Annotated in this window: 17 protein-coding genes; 2 read left to right on the plus strand and 15 right to left on the minus strand. The window is 63.2% G+C overall.

Annotated elements, in window-relative coordinates; genetic code table 11:
- Nucleotides 1–5 precede the first annotated feature (5 nt).
- From CUJ90_RS21770 to ppk2, 6 genes are all read right to left on the minus strand, one after another.
- Nucleotides 6–863, minus strand: coding sequence for an ABC transporter permease (locus CUJ90_RS21770; RefSeq protein ID WP_083082777.1), 858 nt, complete (start codon nucleotides 861–863; stop codon nucleotides 6–8).
- Nucleotides 860–1,636: an ABC transporter ATP-binding protein gene (locus CUJ90_RS21775; protein ID WP_073430475.1), complete on the minus strand. Its 777-nt coding sequence runs from the start codon at nucleotides 1,634–1,636 to the stop codon at nucleotides 860–862. The genes CUJ90_RS21770 and CUJ90_RS21775 overlap by 4 nt, the downstream gene beginning before the upstream one ends.
- A gap of 51 nt (nucleotides 1,637–1,687) precedes the next feature.
- Nucleotides 1,688–2,983, minus strand: a complete 1,296-nt coding sequence (gene oxlT, locus CUJ90_RS21780; protein ID WP_083082779.1) for an oxalate/formate MFS antiporter — start codon at nucleotides 2,981–2,983, stop codon at nucleotides 1,688–1,690.
- A gap of 109 nt (nucleotides 2,984–3,092) precedes the next feature.
- Nucleotides 3,093–4,703, minus strand: coding sequence for a gamma-glutamyltransferase family protein (locus tag CUJ90_RS21785; RefSeq protein WP_114163924.1), 1,611 nt, complete (start codon nucleotides 4,701–4,703; stop codon nucleotides 3,093–3,095).
- Between the two features lie 127 nt (nucleotides 4,704–4,830).
- Nucleotides 4,831–5,577, minus strand: coding sequence for a GntR family transcriptional regulator (locus CUJ90_RS21790; RefSeq protein ID WP_114163925.1), 747 nt, complete (start codon nucleotides 5,575–5,577; stop codon nucleotides 4,831–4,833).
- Nucleotides 5,578–5,746: 169 nt separating this feature from the next.
- A complete protein-coding gene (gene ppk2 / locus CUJ90_RS21795; RefSeq protein ID WP_073430479.1) occupies nucleotides 5,747–6,673 on the minus strand; it encodes a polyphosphate kinase 2 in 927 nt (308 codons plus the stop codon).
- A 286-nt stretch (nucleotides 6,674–6,959) separates the two neighbouring features.
- Between ppk2 and CUJ90_RS21800 the strand changes: the two genes are divergently transcribed.
- Nucleotides 6,960–8,057, plus strand: a complete 1,098-nt coding sequence (locus tag CUJ90_RS21800; protein ID WP_073432981.1) for an IS5 family transposase — start codon at nucleotides 6,960–6,962, stop codon at nucleotides 8,055–8,057.
- A 221-nt stretch (nucleotides 8,058–8,278) separates the two neighbouring features.
- Here CUJ90_RS21800 and CUJ90_RS21805 read toward each other — a convergent pair whose 3' ends face one another.
- The 3 genes from CUJ90_RS21805 to CUJ90_RS21810 form a co-directional block, all read right to left on the minus strand.
- Entirely contained in the window at nucleotides 8,279–8,902 is a 624-nt protein-coding gene (locus CUJ90_RS21805; protein WP_143326548.1) for a hypothetical protein, read from the minus strand.
- Nucleotides 8,903–9,012: 110 nt separating this feature from the next.
- Nucleotides 9,013–9,405, minus strand: a complete 393-nt coding sequence (locus CUJ90_RS32465) for a hypothetical protein (protein ID WP_152035374.1) — start codon at nucleotides 9,403–9,405, stop codon at nucleotides 9,013–9,015.
- A gap of 67 nt (nucleotides 9,406–9,472) precedes the next feature.
- A complete protein-coding gene (locus CUJ90_RS21810) occupies nucleotides 9,473–9,865 on the minus strand; it encodes a VOC family protein (RefSeq protein ID WP_073432163.1) in 393 nt (130 codons plus the stop codon).
- Between the two features lie 178 nt (nucleotides 9,866–10,043).
- On the opposite strand from CUJ90_RS21810, the gene CUJ90_RS21815 reads away from it, so the two are divergent.
- On the plus strand, nucleotides 10,044–11,090 hold the full coding sequence (locus CUJ90_RS21815) for a S1C family serine protease (RefSeq protein WP_073432162.1): 1,047 nt from the start codon (nucleotides 10,044–10,046) through the stop codon (nucleotides 11,088–11,090).
- 136 nt (nucleotides 11,091–11,226) lie between these two features.
- Here CUJ90_RS21815 and ggt read toward each other — a convergent pair whose 3' ends face one another.
- The 6 genes from ggt to doeA form a co-directional block, all read right to left on the minus strand.
- Entirely contained in the window at nucleotides 11,227–12,960 is a 1,734-nt protein-coding gene (gene ggt / locus CUJ90_RS21820) for a gamma-glutamyltransferase (protein WP_073432161.1), read from the minus strand.
- Nucleotides 12,961–13,151: 191 nt separating this feature from the next.
- The gene (locus tag CUJ90_RS21825) at nucleotides 13,152–14,549 is read right to left on the minus strand and encodes an aspartate aminotransferase family protein (RefSeq protein ID WP_114163926.1); all 1,398 of its coding nucleotides are present in this window, start codon (nucleotides 14,547–14,549) and stop codon (nucleotides 13,152–13,154) included.
- Between the two features lie 41 nt (nucleotides 14,550–14,590).
- On the minus strand, nucleotides 14,591–16,111 hold the full coding sequence (locus CUJ90_RS21830; RefSeq protein ID WP_114163927.1) for an NAD-dependent succinate-semialdehyde dehydrogenase: 1,521 nt from the start codon (nucleotides 16,109–16,111) through the stop codon (nucleotides 14,591–14,593).
- A 144-nt stretch (nucleotides 16,112–16,255) separates the two neighbouring features.
- Nucleotides 16,256–16,747: an Lrp/AsnC family transcriptional regulator gene (locus tag CUJ90_RS21835; protein WP_073432158.1), complete on the minus strand. Its 492-nt coding sequence runs from the start codon at nucleotides 16,745–16,747 to the stop codon at nucleotides 16,256–16,258.
- A gap of 7 nt (nucleotides 16,748–16,754) precedes the next feature.
- On the minus strand, nucleotides 16,755–17,783 hold the full coding sequence (gene doeB, locus CUJ90_RS21840; RefSeq protein ID WP_114163928.1) for a N(2)-acetyl-L-2,4-diaminobutanoate deacetylase DoeB: 1,029 nt from the start codon (nucleotides 17,781–17,783) through the stop codon (nucleotides 16,755–16,757).
- A 5-nt stretch (nucleotides 17,784–17,788) separates the two neighbouring features.
- Complete coding sequence (gene doeA, locus CUJ90_RS21845; RefSeq protein ID WP_114163929.1) at nucleotides 17,789–19,021, minus strand: ectoine hydrolase DoeA; 1,233 nt, start codon at nucleotides 19,019–19,021, stop codon at nucleotides 17,789–17,791.

The following is a 19,021-nucleotide window of genomic DNA, read 5'->3' on the forward strand; positions in this document are numbered from 1 at the left end:
TGCGTTTAAACCTTCAGCGTGCTCGTATTCGACGCCTGCCGCCACGGCAGCAATTTGCGCTCGACGAGGTCGATCAGGAAGTACAGCACGAAGCCGATCGCCATCAACACGAAGAGTCCCGCCCATACCGTGTTGAGGTCGTACAGGCTCGACGCGGTGAAGATCATGTGCCCGAGCCCTTTCTCCGATGAAATGAATTCGCCCACCACCGCGCCGACCAGGCCGAAGCCGACGTTGATGCGGAACGTGGAGATCACATAGGGCAGCGTGAACGGCACCACCACCTTCATGAACACGTCGTTCTTGTCGGCGCCGAGCGTGACGAGCAGCGCCTGCAGATCGGGATCGGCGTCTTTCGCCGCCTCGTAGGCCGCGATCAGCGCGACGATGGCGGTGAGCGAAATCGCCAGCGCGACCTTCGATATCAAACCAGTGCCGAACCATAAGATCACGATGGGCGCGAACGCGATCTTCGGCACGCTATTGATCGCGACGATGAACGGCTCGATCAGCCGCGCGACGAACGGCGAATACCAGAGCGCGAGCCCGCACACCGAGCCGACCGCCGTGCCGAACACGAAGCCGAGAATGGCTTCGAAGAGCGTGTAGCCGGTATCGACGAATAGCTGATGAGAGCGGATGTCGCGTATCAGCGCGTCGAGAATTTTCGCCGGCGAGCCGACCAGGAAGTTCGACACCCAGCCAAGACGCGCCGCGCCTTCCCAGAGCGCGAAGAACGCGAGCACCGCCGCGAGTTGCAGCAACGAGCGGCCCCAGCCGCTGTCGAGCACGAGCCGCCGCGAGCGTGCGCGCGGAGCGCGCCGCGCCGCCGCGCTTTTATCGATGGAAACGGATTGCGTCATGCTGCCCTCACCTCGGTCTGGATATCCAGCTCGCCGCACAACGCATGGAAATAGCCCGCGAAGTTCGGATCGCTGCGCGCGCCGATCGGCGAACGCGCGGCAATGTCGATGTCGTAGATCTTCTTCACCTGCGAGGGACGCCCGCCGAGCACCACGACGCGTTTGGACAACGCGACGGCTTCGTCGATATCGTGCGTGACCAGCACCACGGTCTTGTGGAACGTCTCGACCGCTTCCATCAGCACGCCCTCCAGATAGAGGCGCGTTTGATAGTCGAGCGCCGAGAACGGCTCGTCGAGCAGGATGATGTCGGGATCGTTGATCAGCGTGCGGATCAGCGCCACACGCTGGCGCATGCCGCCCGACAGCATGCGCGGATAAGCGTTCTCGAAGCCGGCGAGACCATAGGTGTTGAGATACTCCATCGCCATTTCATGCGCCTGCGCCGCCGGCATGTTCGACAGTTCGGGGCCGATCAGCACGTTTTGCAGCACCGTGCGCCACGGCAGCAACAGGTCGCGCTGCATCATGTAGCCGACCTTGCCGCGCAATCCATTCACGGCCTGCCCGCGATAGACGATGTCGCCGCTATCGGCCTCGAGCAGCCCCGCGATCACATTGAACACCGTCGTCTTGCCGCAGCCCGACGGCCCGATGATGCTGACGAAATCACGCTCGTGAATGTCGAACGTGAGGCCGCCGAGCACGTCGACCGAACCCAGTTTGTTCGAAAACGATTTGCGGATGTTGCGTAATGCGAGCTGAACTGACATGCCTGCTCCTCGATCACGATTCATGGTGCGCCGGCACAAACCGCCGCTCCGTCAAAGACCGCGCGGCGTGGCGAGAAAACGGCGGCGCATCGGCTTGAGCACGGCAATCGCGAGCAGCGCGGTCACGATGTCGAGCGTGATCGCGGTGGCGAATACCGGCACCCAGCTTCCGGCATGCTGGTGCATCAGCGCCGCCAGCGGGCCGCCGAAGATCGAACCGATGCCTTGCGAGATGTACAGCCAGCCGTAGTTCTCGGTGGCGTGACGGGTGCCGAAGGTGTCGGTGAGCGTCGAGGGGAACAGCGAAAAAATCTCGCCCCAGCCGAAGAACACCACGCCCGACAGCAGCACGAACAGCACCGCGTTTTCGCGGGTGAGAAGCCATAGCGCCATTGCCACGCCTTCGAGTGCGAACGCGAAGAACATCGTGTTTTCACGGCCGACCTTGTCGGACACCCAGCCGAACAGCGGCCGCGTGAGGCCGTTGGTGAAGCGGTCGATGGTCAGCGCGAGCGGCAGCGCCGCCATGCCGAACACGAGCACCTTGGTCACGCCGAAATCGGCGGCGAAGGTGGCCATTTGCGAGGTGACCATCAGGCCCGAGGTGGACATCATGGTCATCATCGCGAACATCAGCCAGAACACGGGCGTCTTGAGCGTTTGCGAAGGACGCAGATTCGCCACGGCCGATGCGCCGGAACCGGCCGCGCTCGCGGCGACGCTATCGTGCGAAGGCGGCACGCGCAATCCTTGCGAGGCCAGCAAGCCGACCAGCGCGAACGCAATGCCGAACATCCACAACGTGGCGTCGATGCCGCGCGCCTGCAGCGACGTGGCGATCGGAAAGGTCGTGACGATCGCGCCCATGCCGTAGCCGGCCGCCACCGCGCCCGCCGCGAAGCCGCGCTGCTTCGGGAACCAGCGCACCATCAAACCCACCACGCCGACATAGACGATGCCGGTGCCCAAGCCGCCGACCACGCCATAAGTCAGATAGAGCATCGGCGCGCTTTGCACCTGCGCGGCCAGCACCCAGCTCAGGCCCGACATCACGGTGCCGATCGAGATCAGCATGCGCGGACCGAAGCGGTCGATCAGCTTGCCCTGGAACGGCGAGAAGAAAGTTTGCAGAATGATCAGCAGCGAGAACGTCACTTGCAGTTCCGGCAGCGCGACGCCCAGTTTCGCGGCGAGCGGTTTGGTCATCAGCGTCCAGACGTATTGCGGGCTCGAAATCGCCATCATGCAGACGAGACCGAGTCCGAGCTGAAGCCAGCGGTTGTGCGCGGCGGACGTCGAGACGTTCCCGATGTCCGCGGATGTCATGGGTTGAGAGCGTGTGGTCATGATGACTCCAGTTACCGAGCGCATGCCTGCCGGCAAGCGGCAAACGTGCGGCGTCCTCCGTGCCGATAGGCCGGACCTGCGGTTCGATTGAAAAAAAGCGCGCGTGCTTTTACCAGCCCGCGGCAACCCCGTCACTGCGCGGATCGTGGCCCGCTTCGATAAGTCCATCGGGATACCGGACGATCGCGCCGGCATGGCCCATTGCTTCGTCGTAAGCCGGCATCGTCTCGACCTCGTGACCGAGCGCTTCGAGCCGCGCCACGGTGCCGGGCGCAAAGCGCGCCTCCAGCTTGAGCGTGTCGGTCGACTGGCCCCACGTGCGGCCGAGCAGCCAGCGCGGCGCGTCGATCGCGGCTTGCGGATTCCAGCCGAAGTTGGCGATGCGCGAGAACACCGCGCTTTGCGATTGCGGCTGACCGTCGCCGCCCATGTTTCCGTACACCATCGTGCGGCCGTCGTCGAAACGCGCGAGCGCCGGGTTCAGCGTATGGAAGGGTCGGCGCAACGGCATCAGCGGATTCAGCGCGCGCTCGTCGAGCGAGAAACTGCAGCCGCGGTTCTGCCAGTTGATGCCCGACCCCGGCAGCACGATGCCGCTGCCGAACTCGTGATAAATGCTCTGGATGAAGCTCACCGACACGCCGTCGCTATCGGTGACGCCGAGCCACACCGTGTCGCCCGGCCCACGCCCCGCGCCCCACGGCGCAGCCTGCGTCGGCGAGATGCGCGCGGCCATTGCGTCGAGCGCCGCCGGTTCGAGCAGCGCGCGCGGATCCGCGCGCATGTGGTCGGGATCGGTGATCCCGGTATCGCGCACGGCGAAGGCCAGCTTGGTCGCCTCCACGCAGGCATGCACGAACTCGGGACCGAGCGGGTCCATGTCCTTGGTCAGCACCCGGTCGAGCATGCCGAGAATCAGCAGCGAGACGAGTCCTTGCGTGGGCGGCGGCATGTTGTAGATCGTGCCGAGCGAGTGCTTGAGCGCAAGCGGGGTGCGCAGCCGCGCCTCGTGCCGTTCGAGATCCGCGAGCGTCAGCAGCGAGCCGGCCGATTGCAGATCGACCGCGATGCCGCGGGCGAGGTCGCCGCGATAAAAGTCGTCGAGACCGGCGTCGGCGAGACGCTCCAGGGTGGCGGCGAGGCGCGGCGCAACGAAACGCTCGCCGGTAGCGGGCGCGCGATCGTCGTGCAGAAAGGTTTCGGCGAAGCCGGCAACCGGACGCAATTCGTCGAGCCGGCTCGCCACGCACTGCGACAGGCTGCGCGTGACCGGCACGCCGTGCCTCGCGTAATGGATCGCGTCTTCCAGCAAACGCTTGACCGGCACTTTGCCGCCGAGCATGTCCGTCGACCAGCGATGCGCGAGCTGCCAGCCCGACACGGTGCCGGCCACGGTGTTCGCCGCGAGCGGACCGCGCGTCGGAATCGCGGCAAGGCCGCGCGAACGGTATTCATCGATCGTGGCGGCGAGCGCTGCCGCGCCGCATGCCTCGATGCCCACGGGCGCGGCGCCGGGGCGCGCGATCAGCCAGAAACCGTCGCCGCCGATGCTGTTCATGTGCGGATAGACAACCGCGATCGTCGCGGCGGCGCCGATCATCGCTTCGACGGCATTGCCGCCGTCGCGCAGGATCGCGAGGGCGCTCTGCGCGGCGAGCGCATGCGGCGCGACCGCCATGCCGCGGGTTCCGCGGGTCGAATTCAGATAGTCGGCTGACATATTTCCGGCAGAAGTTTGCTTGTATACATGGCGTGCAGTTATGCGAAAACCATGCCAATCCGCATCGCGGACTGAAACGTCCGCTACATAGGGCTTTGGGGCAAATCGGGATGACTAAGGGATGACCCTAGGTGGTGCGCCGCAACCTGGGTGGTGCATACGGAGCGCCGTGCGGCTCCATTGCAGTGCGGGCGCGTTGCAGGCGTTCGGCGGTCAGGCTGCGCACTTCGGCGCGGCTGCCTTCTATATGACGCCCGATCAAGGCGACGCTGCGCTCCGTCTCGAGATGGCGGATCGCGTCGAGAATCGCGATGTGCTCGTCGTAGGTGTCGTCGATGCAGTCGCCGTAGACGAGATCGAGCCGCCGCACCACGCGGATGCGGTCGGTCACGCGCTGCATCGCGGCGCTCAGTTCCGAGTTGTCGGCGGCGATGACGAGCGCCTGGTGGAAGGCTTCGTCGAGCGCCACCATCTCGCAGCCCTCGCGGATACGCTCGGCGCGGGGCACGTTCCAGACGGCGTCGAGCCGGTCGAGCATCTGCTGCACGCTGCCGGATAACGACATGTCGGCGGCAACCAGCCGGCCCACCGCGAAGGTTTCGATCAGCTTGCGCATCTCGTACAGGTCTTCGAAACGCTTGAAATCGATCGGCACGACTTCCCAGCCGCCGCGCACGTAGCCGCGCATCAGGCCGTCGCTTTGCAGGCGCTGCAGCGCCTCGCGCGCGGGTGTGCGCGACACGCCGAAACGCTCGGCGATGCTGCCTTCCGTCAGCCGGTCGCCGGGCAAGAGACGCATGTCGAAGATATCGTCGCGCACGCTGAAATAGACATGGTCAGCGCGCGATGAGGAAGAGCGGGTTGTGTTGTTCACGCACGGAGCCTGGAATTAACGGACCTTTCGGGCCAAGACTATCGGTCAGCCCCAAAACATCCGTCAACGGAAATTAAATCCGCCGCCGCGGGCCGACATCGCATTGTCGGCCAACCCCGCCCGCTTCGCGCGCCTTTCCGGCGGCAAGCGAGCCGTGCGCGCTCAACGCTCAATACACCTCGGGCACGATCATCGACTCCGGCACCGGCTGGCGGCTGTATTCGTCGTGATAGACCCGGTCGGGCAATTCGACACGCGGATGCTCGATCTCGTGATACGGCACCTGGCTCAGCAGATGATGAATGCAGTTCAGGCGCGCGCGCTTCTTGTCGACCGCCTGCACGACCCACCACGGCGCCTCGGGAATGTGCGAACGCTGCAGCATGACTTCCTTGGCGAGCGTGTACGCTTCCCAGCGGCGCCGGCTTTCCAGATCCATCGGACTCAGCTTCCACTGCTTCAGCGGATCGCGAATGCGGTTCTGGAAACGCAGTTCCTGTTCTTCGTCGGTGATCGAAAACCAGTATTTGAGAATCTGCACGCCGCTTCGCGCCAGCATCTTTTCGAATTCGGGCACCGAGCGGAAAAACTCTTCGTACTCTTCCTCGCTGCAAAAATTCATCACGCGTTCGACGCCCGCGCGGTTGTACCAGCTACGATCGAACAGCACCATTTCGCCGCCCGCCGGCAGATGCGAAACATAGCGCTGGAAATACCATTGCGTGCGTTCACGGTTGTTCGGCGCGGGCAGCGCCGCCACGCGGCAGACCCGCGGATTGAGCCGTTGCGTGATGCGCTTGATCGCGCCGCCCTTGCCGGCCGCGTCGCGTCCCTCGAAAATCACGACGAGGCGATGGCCGGTCTGCACGATCCAGTCCTGCAGCTTGACGAGTTCGCCTTGCAGCCGGAACAGTTCGCGGAAATACATCTTGCGCGCCTCGCGATGCTCGAGCGTGAAGCCTTCGGCGCCGTCGATGATGCGGTCGTCGACCTCCATTTCGAGTTCCTCGTCGTACGCATCGATGAGGTCCTCCTCGAAACGGCGTTGCCGCTCTGCCAGCATCTCGGCTTCAGGTCTCGGATCCTGCTCTTTCATTGCGGCTCTCCTGGCAACGGAAACGGTTAAGCGCGCGTCGGCAAGCGCGACGCGGACGCGCTCGATTATCGAAGCGCCAAGTGTCATCCATGTTACCGCCGCGGCGGCGTATTGGTGGTGGCGTTGGTGGTGGCGTTGGTGGTGGCGTTGGTGGTGGCGTTGGTGGTGCGTTGAATCGGCCGCTCGGCCTTTTTGCGCTAGCAGGCTGCTGAAGTATCGGCGGTAATGTCATCGCTGAAGGCCCCTGAAGCGTTGATGGAAGACCCCCACTTGCCCCTTGGAGATCATGCGCGGCGCCGACACATTCACCGAGAGTTTGTTTTCCATGCGCAAGCTGGACGACTTCGTTCCGAAGTCGCATCCGTTGCGTTCGATCCGGGTGATGGCGAACGAAGCACTGGTGAAGATGGATCGGTTGTTTGCCGGGATGTACGAGGCCGACCTCAAGGGTGGGCGGCCGAGCATCGCGCCGGAGAAGTTGCTGCGAGCCATGCTGATCCAGGTGCTCTACAGCATCCGCTCGGAGCGCCAATTGATGGATCAGGTGCAATACAACCTGCTGTTTCGCTGGTTCATCGGCCTGGCGATGGATGACGAGGTTTGGGTACCGACGGTCTTCACGAAGAACCGCGAACGCCTGATCAAGCATGATGCGGTGATCGAATTCTTCAACGAAGTGGTGGCGATCGCTGAGAAGAAGTGCCTGCTCTCGGGAGAGCACTTCAGCGTGGACGGCACGCTGATCCAGGCGTGGGCGGGGCACAAGAGCTTCGTGCCCAAGGACAGTGACGATCAGGACAGCGACGGCGGCAACGCAGGCGACTTTAAAGGCGAGAAGCGCAGCAACGAGACGCATGAGTCCCGGACCGATCCCGATGCACGGCTCTATCGCAAAGGCAATACGGCCAGCGAATTGCGTTACATGGGCCACACGCTGACCGACAATCGACATGGTCTGGTGGTCAACGCGTGCGTGACGCGCGCTGACGGGCACGCCGAGCGCGAAGCGGCCAAGGTCATGATCAACGACGCGCGGCAAGCGGCAGAAGATGCGAGCGCAGAAATCACGCTGGGCGCAGACAAGGGTTACGACGCACAGGAATTCATCGAGGCGTGCCAGCAGATGAAGGTCACACCGCACGTTGCGCAAAACACCTCGGGGCGGCGTTCATCCGTGCCCGATACCATTGCCTCGAGCGTGGGCTACGCCATTTCGCAGCAAAAGCGCAAGTTGATCGAACAAGGCTTCGGGTGGGCCAAGACCGTGGGGCGCATGCGCCAGGTGGTGGTGCGCGGGTTGAAGAAAGTGGACCAGATGTTCGTGTTGAACATGGCTGCCTACAACCTCGTGCGCATGCGCTCACTGACACAAGTCCGTCTGTAGCAGCGAAAAACGCGGCAATGAAGCCAGAAATTGGCCTCAAACTGCCGAACAAGCGTGGAATTCACGTTGAAATTGCACAATGCGATAAACCTTGTGGCGAGAGCCGCGTAAGTGCAGAAAGGCTGCTTCTGTCGGACTGTATTTCAGCAGCCTGCTAGGTGCGCCGCGTGGCGAGTGACAGATTCAGCACGGGTCTACGGTTCGGTTCGAGAAATGAAATATTACTTGCACTTTGCCTTATTGCACTTGAAGAAGGATTTCACGGCGCCTGCAGTCTTATAGGGAAACAAGGTTTGCTCTCCCTCTTGATAGCCATCCATTCCGGTCATTGCGCTGTTGTCGACCACCCTCTTATTTTCGATCAGTCGGCCTTGTTCGTCCGAGGTATATGCAAATATTTGGTAGTATTTTCCGTATGTACCGATTCCGCGAGAATTTACATCCCAATGAACAATGGTGAAAATATTTGGCTTGCCATCGAGATTCATGAAAAACAGGGAGTCGACATTCGGCGCTCCGCCTTCTATAGAGTATTTCGCGAAGACAGTCTTTTCGCAGTCGTTCGAATTCGGTCGGTAAATCGATAAGTTTATCGTGTGATCTGCATCGTTCTTTTCGATCGAAACGACCGAGTTTTTGTATATTTTCTCTGCGGAAAATACACCCATGGATGGCGATACAGCGGGGCAGACAGCACGTTCGTCTCCGTTGGCATTAGCCAACGAGGCGGACGAAAGCAAAAGGCAGCAAGCAAGGCATTCCAAAAAACGTTTAATTCGTTTCTTGCGGAAGCCCCAAAATCGGTGCAACTCTGTTGTACGCAATGAGTCTTTCGGCATGTCCATTTTGTCCTCCGTTGATCTGTTGAGTCACAGCTGCAACATCTCCCGTATCTGCTACCGGATTCACGCTGCGAGTTATGGCCCAATGATTGCATACCCTTTCGCGTATTTGTTCAAATATGGCAGGATCTGCCGGTGATATTCGACTGATCCGGCGGATCCACGGCATTCAGCATCTCGAGCGTAATCAACTCCGCTGCCACCTTAAAATTTCCTACCAATCCAAGCGGATGAATGTGGGAAACAGTGGCGCTCGACGGGAAACCTTCAACCGGTGCGACTTCGTGCCAAAACCGCAGCCCGTCGATACGCGCCTTTTCCGCTTGCCAGACAGTCAAGCCCGCCAGAAAACCATTTTGCAACTCGCTGCCCGAACCGAGACAACTGATAGTGGTGAAGGCAGCCGAACATTTGCGTCCCCTCGATTTGATTGTGCCCGCCGTGATCCTGCTCGCCGCCCGTACCGCGCTTTCGGCCCCGGATAAGCGTGCATGGAATTGCGCCATGACATGCGCACCGACCCAAACGAGAGGTGTTCGTCCCCACGCACACCGGATTGCGAGTGCCCGAGCGCTAGCGCAGCGGTCTCGCGAAGCTGAGTTCGTGGCCGTCAGGATCGGTGATGTGGAAATAGCGCTCGCCCCACGACGCATCGGAGGGTTCGAGCGAGGGCTTCAATCCCGCCGCGAGCGCCTTGCGGTAGAGCGCGTCGACGTCCGACACGTGGACGATCACGCGGCCCCACCAGGCGACCGGCGCGCGTGTGTCGAGAATCAGGTTCAGATACGAACCGCCGAACGCGAACGATGTAAACGCCGCCTGCGGCCCACCGTAGTTCATCGGAAAGCCGAGCGCCTGATAAAACAGCACGGCGCGCGGCATGTCGGCGGTGGCGAGCGTGATCGCGCTGAGCGATTCGATCCGTGGTTCGGCCGGCGCGCTCGATGGCGTCGAAGGTGAGTTCATGGCGGCTTGTCTCCTTGGGTTCGCGGCGCGGCTCGTGACTGCGACCTGCGGGCAGGGTGTCCGGCGTGTGCCTTGGGGAAAGTGTCTCATAGCCACGCCGGCACGCGCCGCCTCGCGCCGCACTTGAAAACCCTGGCCCCGCCCCGCATCTGCATGCCTGTTTATCCGGAGCATCGCCATGGGAAGCCGTCCACGCTTCATCGATGACCTGTCGCGCGCCGCATCCGACGCCCCCGGGCCGAATCCACTCAACCCCTTATCCGACGACGCGCTGCTCGACGCCTATTCCCGCACCGTGATCGGCGCGCTGGAACGCGTGCAGCAGGCGGTCGCCTTCATTGCCGTCGAACGCCGGCTGCCCGGCGAGCCGTCCGCGCGCGACAGACGCGGCGCGCGCGGCGGCACCGGCTCGGGCTTTCTGTTCACGCCCGACGGCTATCTGCTCACCAACAGCCACGTCGTGCACGGCGCGACGCACATTCAGGTGACGCTCGCGGACGGCGCGAAATTCGACGCCGATCTGGTCGGCGACGACCCCGGCAGCGATCTGGCCGTGTTGCGCATCGGCTCGCCGGAACCGTTGCCGCACGTCGAACTGGGCGAATCGTCGAAGCTGCGCGTGGGGCAAATAGCGATCGCCGTCGGCAATCCGCTCGGCCTCGCGCAAACGGTGACGACCGGCGTGGTCTCGGCGCTCGGGCGCTCGCTGCGCTCGAACTCGGGCCGCATGATCTATGACGTGATCCAGACCGACGCGGCGCTCAATCCCGGCAATTCGGGGGGTCCGCTGATCAATTCGGCGGGGCAAGTGATCGGCGTGAATACCGCGATCATTCCGGGCGCGCAGGCGATCTGCTTCGCCACCGCGATCGATACCGCCAAGTGGGTCATCATGCAGATCTTCGCGCACGGCCGCGTGCGGCGCGCCTATATCGGCGTGGCCGGCACCACGACGCCGCTGTCGCGCCGCGTGCAGCGCTATTTCGGCTTGAGCCTGGAAAGCGGCGTACACGTCATGGAGATCGTCAAGGGCAGTCCGGCCGCGCTCGGCGGCCTGCGCACCGACGATACGATCGTCGCGATCGACACGCTTGCCGTGCCCGACGTGGACAGCCTGCAACGCGCGCTCGACGCGTCGCGTATCGACAAGCCCGTCAACGTGACGGTGCTGCGCGGCGCGCAGCGGGTCGAATTGACGTTGACGCCGGTCGAACAGGTGAGTTGACGCGATGGGCTTCCCGTAGACGAAAAAAAGCCCGGCGCTCGATCGGTTCGGGCGCCAGGCCAGGCTTTTTCGTCTCAGTCTTCGTCTTGATACGGCGCGTCCATCGAGACGCGCCGCCCGCCATGCGCAGATCCGCTTACTGAATCACCCGCGTCACACCACGGCCACGCGGATCGGCCGCCGCTTCCGGCGTGTCGCCGTCGATTCTGATCGCCTGAATATCGCCGTTGAAACCCTGCTGCTTCAGCGTATAGCCCTTGGCTTCGACCTCCTTGGCAAGGTCGCCGTCGATCGGCTTATACGACTCCGTGAAAATCGTGTTCGGCGGCAGCAACTGGTGATGGAAACGCATCGCGCCAACCGCTTCCTTCAACGGCATATTGAAGTCGTAGACGTTGTTGATCACCTGGAAGATCGACGTGAAGATGCGCGAGCCGCCCGGCGTGCCGATCACGAGCGACACCTTGCCGTCCTTCGTCAGAATCGTCGGGCTCATCGAAGAAAGCGGGCGCTTCTTCGGTTCGATCGAATTCGCGTCGCTGCCCACCACGCCGAACATGTTGGCGACGCCCGGCTTCGCGGAGAAGTCGTCCATTTCGTCGTTCAGCACGATGCCGGTGCGATCCGCCACCACGCCCGAGCCGAAATAGCCGTTGATGGTGTACGTGTTCGCCACCGCGTTACCCCACTTGTCGACCACCGAGAAATGCGTGGTTTCCGCCTTCTCCGGCATCGAGGTGCCCAGACCCGGCTGCACGCTCTTGGTGTCCGACGGCTCCTTCGGATTGACTTCGGCGGCGCGTTTGGCGATATACGCCTCGTCGGTCAGTTGCGCGACCGGCACCTTGTAGAAGTCGGGATCGCCGAGATATTGCGCGCGGTCGGCGAACACGCGCTTTTCGATTTCCGCGATCAGATGGATGTATTGCGCGGAATTGTGCGGCACGTCCTTGAAGTCGGACGCGAGGTCGGCCTTCATCTTCAGCAGTTGCACGAGCCCGATGCCGCCCGAGCTCGGCGGCGGCGCGGTGTACACGCGATAGCCCTTCCAGTCGGCCTGGATCGGTTGACGCCACACGGCCTTGTACTGTTGCAGATCGGCCTTCGTGATCAGGCCGTGGCCGCGCATGGACTCCGCGATCAGATCCGCCGTCTTGCCTTGATAGAAGTCTTTCGCGCCCTGATCGGAAATGCGCTGCAGCACGGCGGCGAGATCGGGTTGCTTGAAGTTGACGCCCTCTTTCAGATTGCCGAAGTAGGTGTCGAAGTTGGTCTTGCCGGCGAACTCTTTAGCCGCGTCGTCGCGGCGTTTCTGCAATTGCTGGCTCACCTCGAAACCGTCGCGCGCATAGTGGATCGCCGGCGCCAGCACCTGCTTCCATTTGAGCTTGCCGAAGCGGCGCTGCGCCTGCCACATGCCGTCGACGGTGCCCGGCACGCCCACCGCGCGATAGCCGTACAGGCTCATGCCCTTGATGACCTCGCCCTTGTCGTCGAGATACATGTTCTTGGTCGCGGCCAACGGCGCGCGCTCGCGATAGTCGAGGAAGTACGGCTTGCCGTCGACATAAAGCGTCATGAAGCCGCCGCCGCCGATGTTGCCGGCTTCGGGATATGTCACGGCCAGCGTGAAGGCGATCGCAACCGCCGCGTCCACGGCATTGCCGCCTTCCTTGAAAATCTGCTCGGCGGCGTCGGCGCTATATTTATCCGCGACCGCAATGGCGGACGCGGTGAGTACGGCGGGCTGGGCTTTCGCGGGCGGCTTCGCGACGGCCGGCGTGGCCTCGAGAAAGCCGGTGGAAAGGGAAACGAGTGCGACCAGCGCGAATGCACTGGCGGACGATTTGGCGTTGCCGAACAACTTCATTGCATATCCCCCAAGACTCTTTCATCGGACGGTCACGAAAGCTGTCTTGGGCTTATAACATGCGAAGCGCCCGTTTGCGAAGCCGTGCATTCCGTAGTTGCAATGCGCGGTACACAAACGGGCGTGCTGTTAGCCGGGTTCAGGGGCCCGCCTCGGTTAGCCGCCGCCAGGCTGCCAACCGGGCATGCCGCTTAAGCCGAAGCCGCCGGCGTGAGCACCTGCGAAGCGACTTCATCCACCGCCGCGCGCGCGAGCTTCACGATCTCATCCACCTCGCTGCGCGAGGTGACGAGCGGCGGCGCGAAGCCGAGAATGTCGCCGTGCGGCATCGCGCGCGCAATCAAGCCGCGCTCCAACGCGGCGGCCGAGACGCGCGGACCCACCTTCAACGCCGCGGCGAAAGGCTGACGCCCGTCCTTGTCGGCCATGAATTCGAGCGCGGCCAGCATGCCCGCGCCGCGCACTTCGCCGACGAGCGGATGCGAGTCGAATGCGGCATGCAGTTGTTCGAGCAGGTACGCGCCCGTTTGCGCCGCGTTCTGCGTGAGGTTCTCGCGTTCGAGAATATCGAGGTTCGCCAGCGCCGCGGCCGCGCAAATCGGATGACCCGAATAGGTCCAGCCGTGACCCATCGCGCCGAATTCCTGCGAGGCCTTGTCGATCACGTCCCACACGCCTTCGCTGACGATCACGCCCGACAGCGGCGCATAAGCACTGGTCAAGCCCTTCGCCACCGTGATCAGATCCGGCGTGATGCCGTAGTGCTGCGCGCCCATCTTCGAACCGAGCCGGCCGAAACCGCACACCACTTCATCGCAGATCAGCAGAATGTCGTGCTTCTTCAAGACCTGCTGGATCGCCGCCCAGTAACCGGCCGGCGGCGGCAGGATGCCGCCCGTGCCCATCACCGGTTCGGCGATGAAGGCGGCGATCGTATCGGCGCCTTCCTGCGCGATCAGCTTCTCCAGTTCCTCGACGCAATACGCGACGAACTGCGCCTCGTTCATGCCGGCGGGCGCATGCCGATACCAATGCGGGCACACCGTATGTTTGACGCGCTCGATCGGCAAGTCGAAACATTGATGAAAACTCGGCAAGCCGGTCAGGCTGCCCGTGACGATGCCCGAGCCGTGATAGCCGCGCTGGCGCGAGATGATCTTCTTCTTGTTCGGCCGGCCCTTGACGTTGTTGTAATACCAGACGAGCTTGATCTGCGTTTCGTTGGCGTCCGAACCGGACAGGCCGTAGTACACCTTCTTCATGCCCTGCGGCGCCCAGTCGATGATGCGCGACGACAGTTCGATGATCGTGTCGGTCGAGTGGCCGACATAGGTGTGATAGTAGGCAAGCTTCTTCGCCTGCTCGTAGATCGCTTCGGCGACTTCGGTGCGGCCGTAGCCGATGTTCACGCAATACAGGCCCGCGAACGCGTCGATATACGACTTGCCCTGGTGGTCTTCGATGCGGATGCCTTTCGCGCCCGTCACGATGCGGCCCGGCAGCGCGCCGCTCGCATGGTCGTGAGCGTGCGTGGAAGGATGCATGAAATGCGCGCGGTCGGCGTCGAAGAGTTGGTCGAGTTGGGTCATGGGAAGCTCCTTCGTTGAATCGTTGAATGCGTTGTGCGGGTTCAGGCCGCCGCTGCGTGCGGCGCCGTGTTCGTGCGGTGAGCGGGCATGCTGTCGGTCACCGGCAAGCCGAGTTGGCCGAGGCAGAAATAGCGCGTCTCGACGAACGGCTCGAAGCCCTCGGCCCCGCCCTCGCGGCCGAGGCCGGATGCCTTCATGCCGCCGAACGGAATCGGCGCGCCGGTAAACTTCACGCCGTTCACGGAGACCATCGCGAAGTCGAGGCGGCGAATCAGTTGAAACACCGTGTTGAGGTCTCTCGCACACACGTAGGCGGCAAGCCCGTATTCGGTATCGTTCGCGCGTTCGATCACTTCATCGAGCGAATCGAACGGCGAGACGGCCGAGATCGGCGCGAAGTTTTCCTCGTCGTAGATGCGCATGCCCGGCGCGGCGTCGGCGACCACGGTCGGCTGGAAGAACCAGCCGCCGCGTTCATGCGCGGCGCCGCCCACGGTGATGCGCGCGCCCTTCGCGCTGGCGTCCGCCACGCGCGCCGCGGTGGTGTCGAAAGCGGCCTGATGCATGAGCGGGCCGACGTCCACGTTGGCTTCGAATGCGGCGCCCACGTTGAGTTTTTTCACGGCGTCGCTGTATTGCGTGACGAATGCTTCATACACCGCACGCGCGACGAAAATGCGATTCGCCGCGCAGCAGTCCTGCCCCGAGGTTTGAAACTTCGCGGCGATCGCCACGCGCACGGCCTGGTCGAGGTCGGCGTCTTCGGTCACGATGAAGGGCGCGTTGCCGCCCAGTTCCAGCGCCGTTTTCTTGATGCCCGCTTTCGCCGCCGTCTGCATGACCAGCGAACCGACGCGCGTCGAACCGGTGAAGCTCACCGAACGCACCCGCGTATCGCTCACCAGCGTTTCCATCGCCATGTGCGGCTCGCCGAGCACGACGTTGAAGACGCCTGCCGGAAAGCCCGCTTCTTCCGCGAGTTGCGCGAGCGCCAATGCCGAGAACGGCGTTTCATGCGCGGGCTTCACGACGACGGTGCAACCCGCCGCTAGCGCGGCGGCCGCCTTACGCGTAATCATCGCGCAGGGGAAATTCCACGGCGTGATCAACGCGGCCACGCCGACCGGTTCGATCACCGTGCCGAGTTGCGCGCCGTCGATATGCGTGGGAATCGTGCGGCCGTTCAAACGGCGCACTTCATGCGCGAACCACTCGACGAAACTCGCGCCATAAGCGATTTCACCGCGTGCTTCCGCAAGCGGCTTGCCCTGTTCGAGCGACAGAATCGCGGCCAGATCATGCTGATGCCGCAGGATCAGTTCGTGCCAGCGCAGCAGCAGCGCGGACCGTTTTGCGACCGGCAGCCAGCGCCACGTCGAGAACGCGCGTTGCGCGGCGTCGACGGCTTCGGTGATCTGCGACGCGTCGAGCATCGGCACGTGGCCGAGTATCCGCTGATCGGCGGGATTGAGCACGGCGACGCTGGCGGCGCTGGCGCTGTGCACCCAGCGTCCGTCGACGTAGCACAGCGATTTGAAGAGAACCGGATGACCCAGCAACATGACGACCTCCTGTGTGCGATGTATGTCTGTCACTGTACGTTCCGCGGCGACGCGGTTTTTTTGGTTCCGGCGTCCAGAGGTGCGGGTTTTTTCTGGATTTCGCCGTGGCGTGTGGTGAATTTCGGGCCATGCCGCCGCGCTGCTTCAACCGCTTTCGCCAACGGCTTCGTCCGCCCAATCCGGCAAGCCTTCCGGCATGCTCTTCACCACCTTGGTGACGATATACGTGAAATACTTTTCGATGCCTAGCTCATCGGTCAGCAGCGAATCGATGAAGCGCTGATAGTGATCGATGTCGCGCGACATCACGTGCATCACATAATCGACGCCGCCGCCCGTCGCATGGCATTGCACGACTTCGGACGCCGCGCTCACGCGTTCCTCGAAGCGCCGCATGTCCTGCGCGGTATGCCGCGCGAGCGTCACTTCAACCACCACGCGGCTGCCCTTGAACGCGCGCACCCAATCGATATCCGCGCGGTAGCCGCGAATCACGCCGCTCTCTTCAAGACGTTTGACGCGTTCCCACGCCGGCGAAATCGACAGATTGATTTCCTCGGCGAGGCGCGACTTGGTGATGCGTCCGTCGCGCGCGAGGATGCGCAGAATCGCGAGGTCGTAGCGGTCGAGTTTCATCGCGCGATCAAACGCTCACCGGTATGCCGCGCTCGACGACATCCGCCACCACCGCCACCGTATCGCCGATCCGCACGAGCCCGGGAAAATGCCGCGCCGCGAGCAGGCCGCTGCGGCGCGCGCGATATTCAACGGGCGCGACACCCGTGCGCGACGCGTCGTAAATCCGCGCGATCAGTTCGCCGCTTTCGACCATGTCGCCGAGGTCCTTGCACATCTCCAGCAGGCCGTCATGTTCGCTGGTCGTATAGCACGAGCCGTCGGGCATATCGAGCAGCGTGGTGGTGCGAGGCGTGTGCCGGTCCGCTGCTTGACGCCGATCGAGAATGCCCGCATTCAGCAGAAAGCCTTGCACGCCGCGCGAGGCCACCGCCACGCTTTGCGCCGTCGCGGTTCCGCCGCCGCCGAGTTCGGTCGACACGAACACCTTGCCCGCCTCTTCCACCGCCGTATCGAACAGGCCCACGCTATCGAGTTCGAGCATCCGCATCGAATACGGCGCGCCGAACGCGCGCATCGCCGCCTCGCACTGCGCCTGCTGGCGTGCGTCGGCCAGCACGTGAATCGCGGCGAACGGCACGAAGTCGAGCGTGCGGCCGCCCGCGTGCAGATCGAGCACGTAGTCCGCGAGCGGCAACAGGTAGCGCTGGAAATAGTCCGCGATTTTCTCGGTGACCGTGCCGTCCGGCTTGCCCGGAAAACTGCGATTCAGATTGCCGCGGTCGATCGGCGACGTGCGGCTGCCCGCGCGAAACGCCGGGTAGTTCATGAACGGCACGATGATCACGCGGCCCTTCACGTCAGCCGCCTTCAGCGTCGCGGCGAGCTTCGACAACGCGATCGGTCCTTCGTACTCGTCGCCGTGGTTGCCGCCGGTGAGCAGCGCCGTGGGGCCCGCGCCATTGCGAATCACGCTGATCGGGATCATTACCGCGCCCCACGCGGACGCATCGTGCGAATACGGCAGCTTCAGAAAACCATGCTGTTCGCCGTCGGCATCGAAATCGACCGTCGGCTGAATGGGTGATGCCCGCATGTGCGCTACTCCTTCACGAACAGCTTGCGCGGCGTGTTGCAAAAGGTCTCGACGCCGGTCTCGGTAATCAGGATGCTTTCTGTGATTTCGAGTCCCCAATCGTCGAGCCACAGGCCCGGCATGAAGTGGAACGTCATGCCGGGTTCGAGGACGGTCTTGTCCCCAGGGCGCAGGCTCATCGTGCGCTCGCCCCAGTCCGGCGGATAGCTCGCGCCGATCGGATAGCCGCAGCGGCTGTTCTTTTCGATGCCGTATTTGTGCAGCATCGCGAAGAAGGCGTTGGCGATGTCCTCGCAGGTATTGCCGGGTTTGGCCGCGGCAAGCCCGGCTTCGATGCCCTCGATCACCGCGCGTTCGCCTTCGATGAAATGCTTCGGCGGCTTGCCGAGATACACCGTGCGCGACTGCGGGCAGTGATAGCGCTTGAAGCAGCCGGCGATTTCGAAGAAGGTGCCGGCGTTCCTCGCGAACGGCGTGTCGTCCCACGTCAGATGCGGGGCGGCGGCGTCCGCGCCGGTCGGCAGCAAGGGCACGATGGCCGGATAGTCGCCGCCATGTTCGTCCACACCCGTAATCCCCGCCGAGTAGATCTCAGCCACCAGATCGTTCTTGCGCATGCCGGGCTCGATACGCTCGACGATATGCGCGTGCATCTTCTCGACGATGCGGGCGGCGACCCGCATGTATTCGATCTCGCGCGGCGACTTCACCGCGCGCTGCCAGTTGACCAGCGCGGTCGCATCGCGCCATTGCACCTTCGGCAAGTGATTGACGAGCGAGCGATAGGCGGCGGCGCTGAAATAGTAGTTGTCCATTTCCACGCCGATCTTCAACGCGCCCCAGCCGCGCGACTCGATCACCTCACGCGCCAGATGGTCCATCGGGTGACGCTCGGCGGACTGCACGTAATGATCCGGGTAACCGATGATCTGCTCGTGCTGCATGAACACCGTGCGCTTCGCGCCATTGGCGTCCTGGCCGCGGCCGAACCAGACCGGCTCGCCGTCGAGCGCCAGCAGCACGCATTGATGCACATAGAACGACCAGCCGTCGTAGCCGGTCAGCCACGCCATGTTGGTCGGGTCCGACACGATCAGCAATTCGATCCCCGCGGCCTGCATCGCCTTGCGCGTCTTGCCGATACGCGCGGCGTATTCGGCCCGCTCGAACGGCAAACGCACGGCCGGCGCTTGTGCGCTCACGCCCGCCTTTCGTTCCAGTTGTGTTGTCTCAGCCAT

This window comes from Paraburkholderia terricola (assembly GCF_003330825.1).
GTDB classification, from domain to species: Bacteria; Pseudomonadota; Gammaproteobacteria; order Burkholderiales; family Burkholderiaceae; genus Paraburkholderia; species Paraburkholderia terricola.

Bases quoted from the DNA above. Each gene is read 5' to 3' on its own strand.
- CUJ90_RS21770 (WP_083082777.1), bottom strand. From the start codon at position 863: ATGACGCAATCCGTTTCCATCGATAAAAGCGCGGCGGCGCGGCGCGCT.
- CUJ90_RS21775 (WP_073430475.1), bottom strand. From the start codon at position 1,636: ATGTCAGTTCAGCTCGCATTACGCAACATCCGCAAATCGTTTTCGAAC.
- oxlT (WP_083082779.1), bottom strand. From the start codon at position 2,983: ATGACCACACGCTCTCAACCCATGACATCCGCGGACATCGGGAACGTC.
- CUJ90_RS21785 (WP_114163924.1), bottom strand. From the start codon at position 4,703: ATGTCAGCCGACTATCTGAATTCGACCCGCGGAACCCGCGGCATGGCG.
- ppk2 (WP_073430479.1), bottom strand. From the start codon at position 6,673: ATGAAAGAGCAGGATCCGAGACCTGAAGCCGAGATGCTGGCAGAGCGG.
- CUJ90_RS21800 (WP_073432981.1), top strand. From the start codon at position 6,960: ATGCGCGGCGCCGACACATTCACCGAGAGTTTGTTTTCCATGCGCAAG.
- CUJ90_RS21805 (WP_143326548.1), bottom strand. From the start codon at position 8,902: ATGGACATGCCGAAAGACTCATTGCGTACAACAGAGTTGCACCGATTT.
- CUJ90_RS32465 (WP_152035374.1), bottom strand. From the start codon at position 9,405: ATGGCGCAATTCCATGCACGCTTATCCGGGGCCGAAAGCGCGGTACGG.
- CUJ90_RS21810 (WP_073432163.1), bottom strand. From the start codon at position 9,865: ATGAACTCACCTTCGACGCCATCGAGCGCGCCGGCCGAACCACGGATC.
- CUJ90_RS21815 (WP_073432162.1), top strand. From the start codon at position 10,044: ATGGGAAGCCGTCCACGCTTCATCGATGACCTGTCGCGCGCCGCATCC.
- ggt (WP_073432161.1), bottom strand. From the start codon at position 12,960: ATGAAGTTGTTCGGCAACGCCAAATCGTCCGCCAGTGCATTCGCGCTG.
- CUJ90_RS21825 (WP_114163926.1), bottom strand. From the start codon at position 14,549: ATGACCCAACTCGACCAACTCTTCGACGCCGACCGCGCGCATTTCATG.
- CUJ90_RS21830 (WP_114163927.1), bottom strand. From the start codon at position 16,111: ATGTTGCTGGGTCATCCGGTTCTCTTCAAATCGCTGTGCTACGTCGAC.
- CUJ90_RS21835 (WP_073432158.1), bottom strand. From the start codon at position 16,747: ATGAAACTCGACCGCTACGACCTCGCGATTCTGCGCATCCTCGCGCGC.
- doeB (WP_114163928.1), bottom strand. From the start codon at position 17,783: ATGCGGGCATCACCCATTCAGCCGACGGTCGATTTCGATGCCGACGGC.
- doeA (WP_114163929.1), bottom strand. From the start codon at position 19,021: ATGGCTGAGACAACACAACTGGAACGAAAGGCGGGCGTGAGCGCACAA.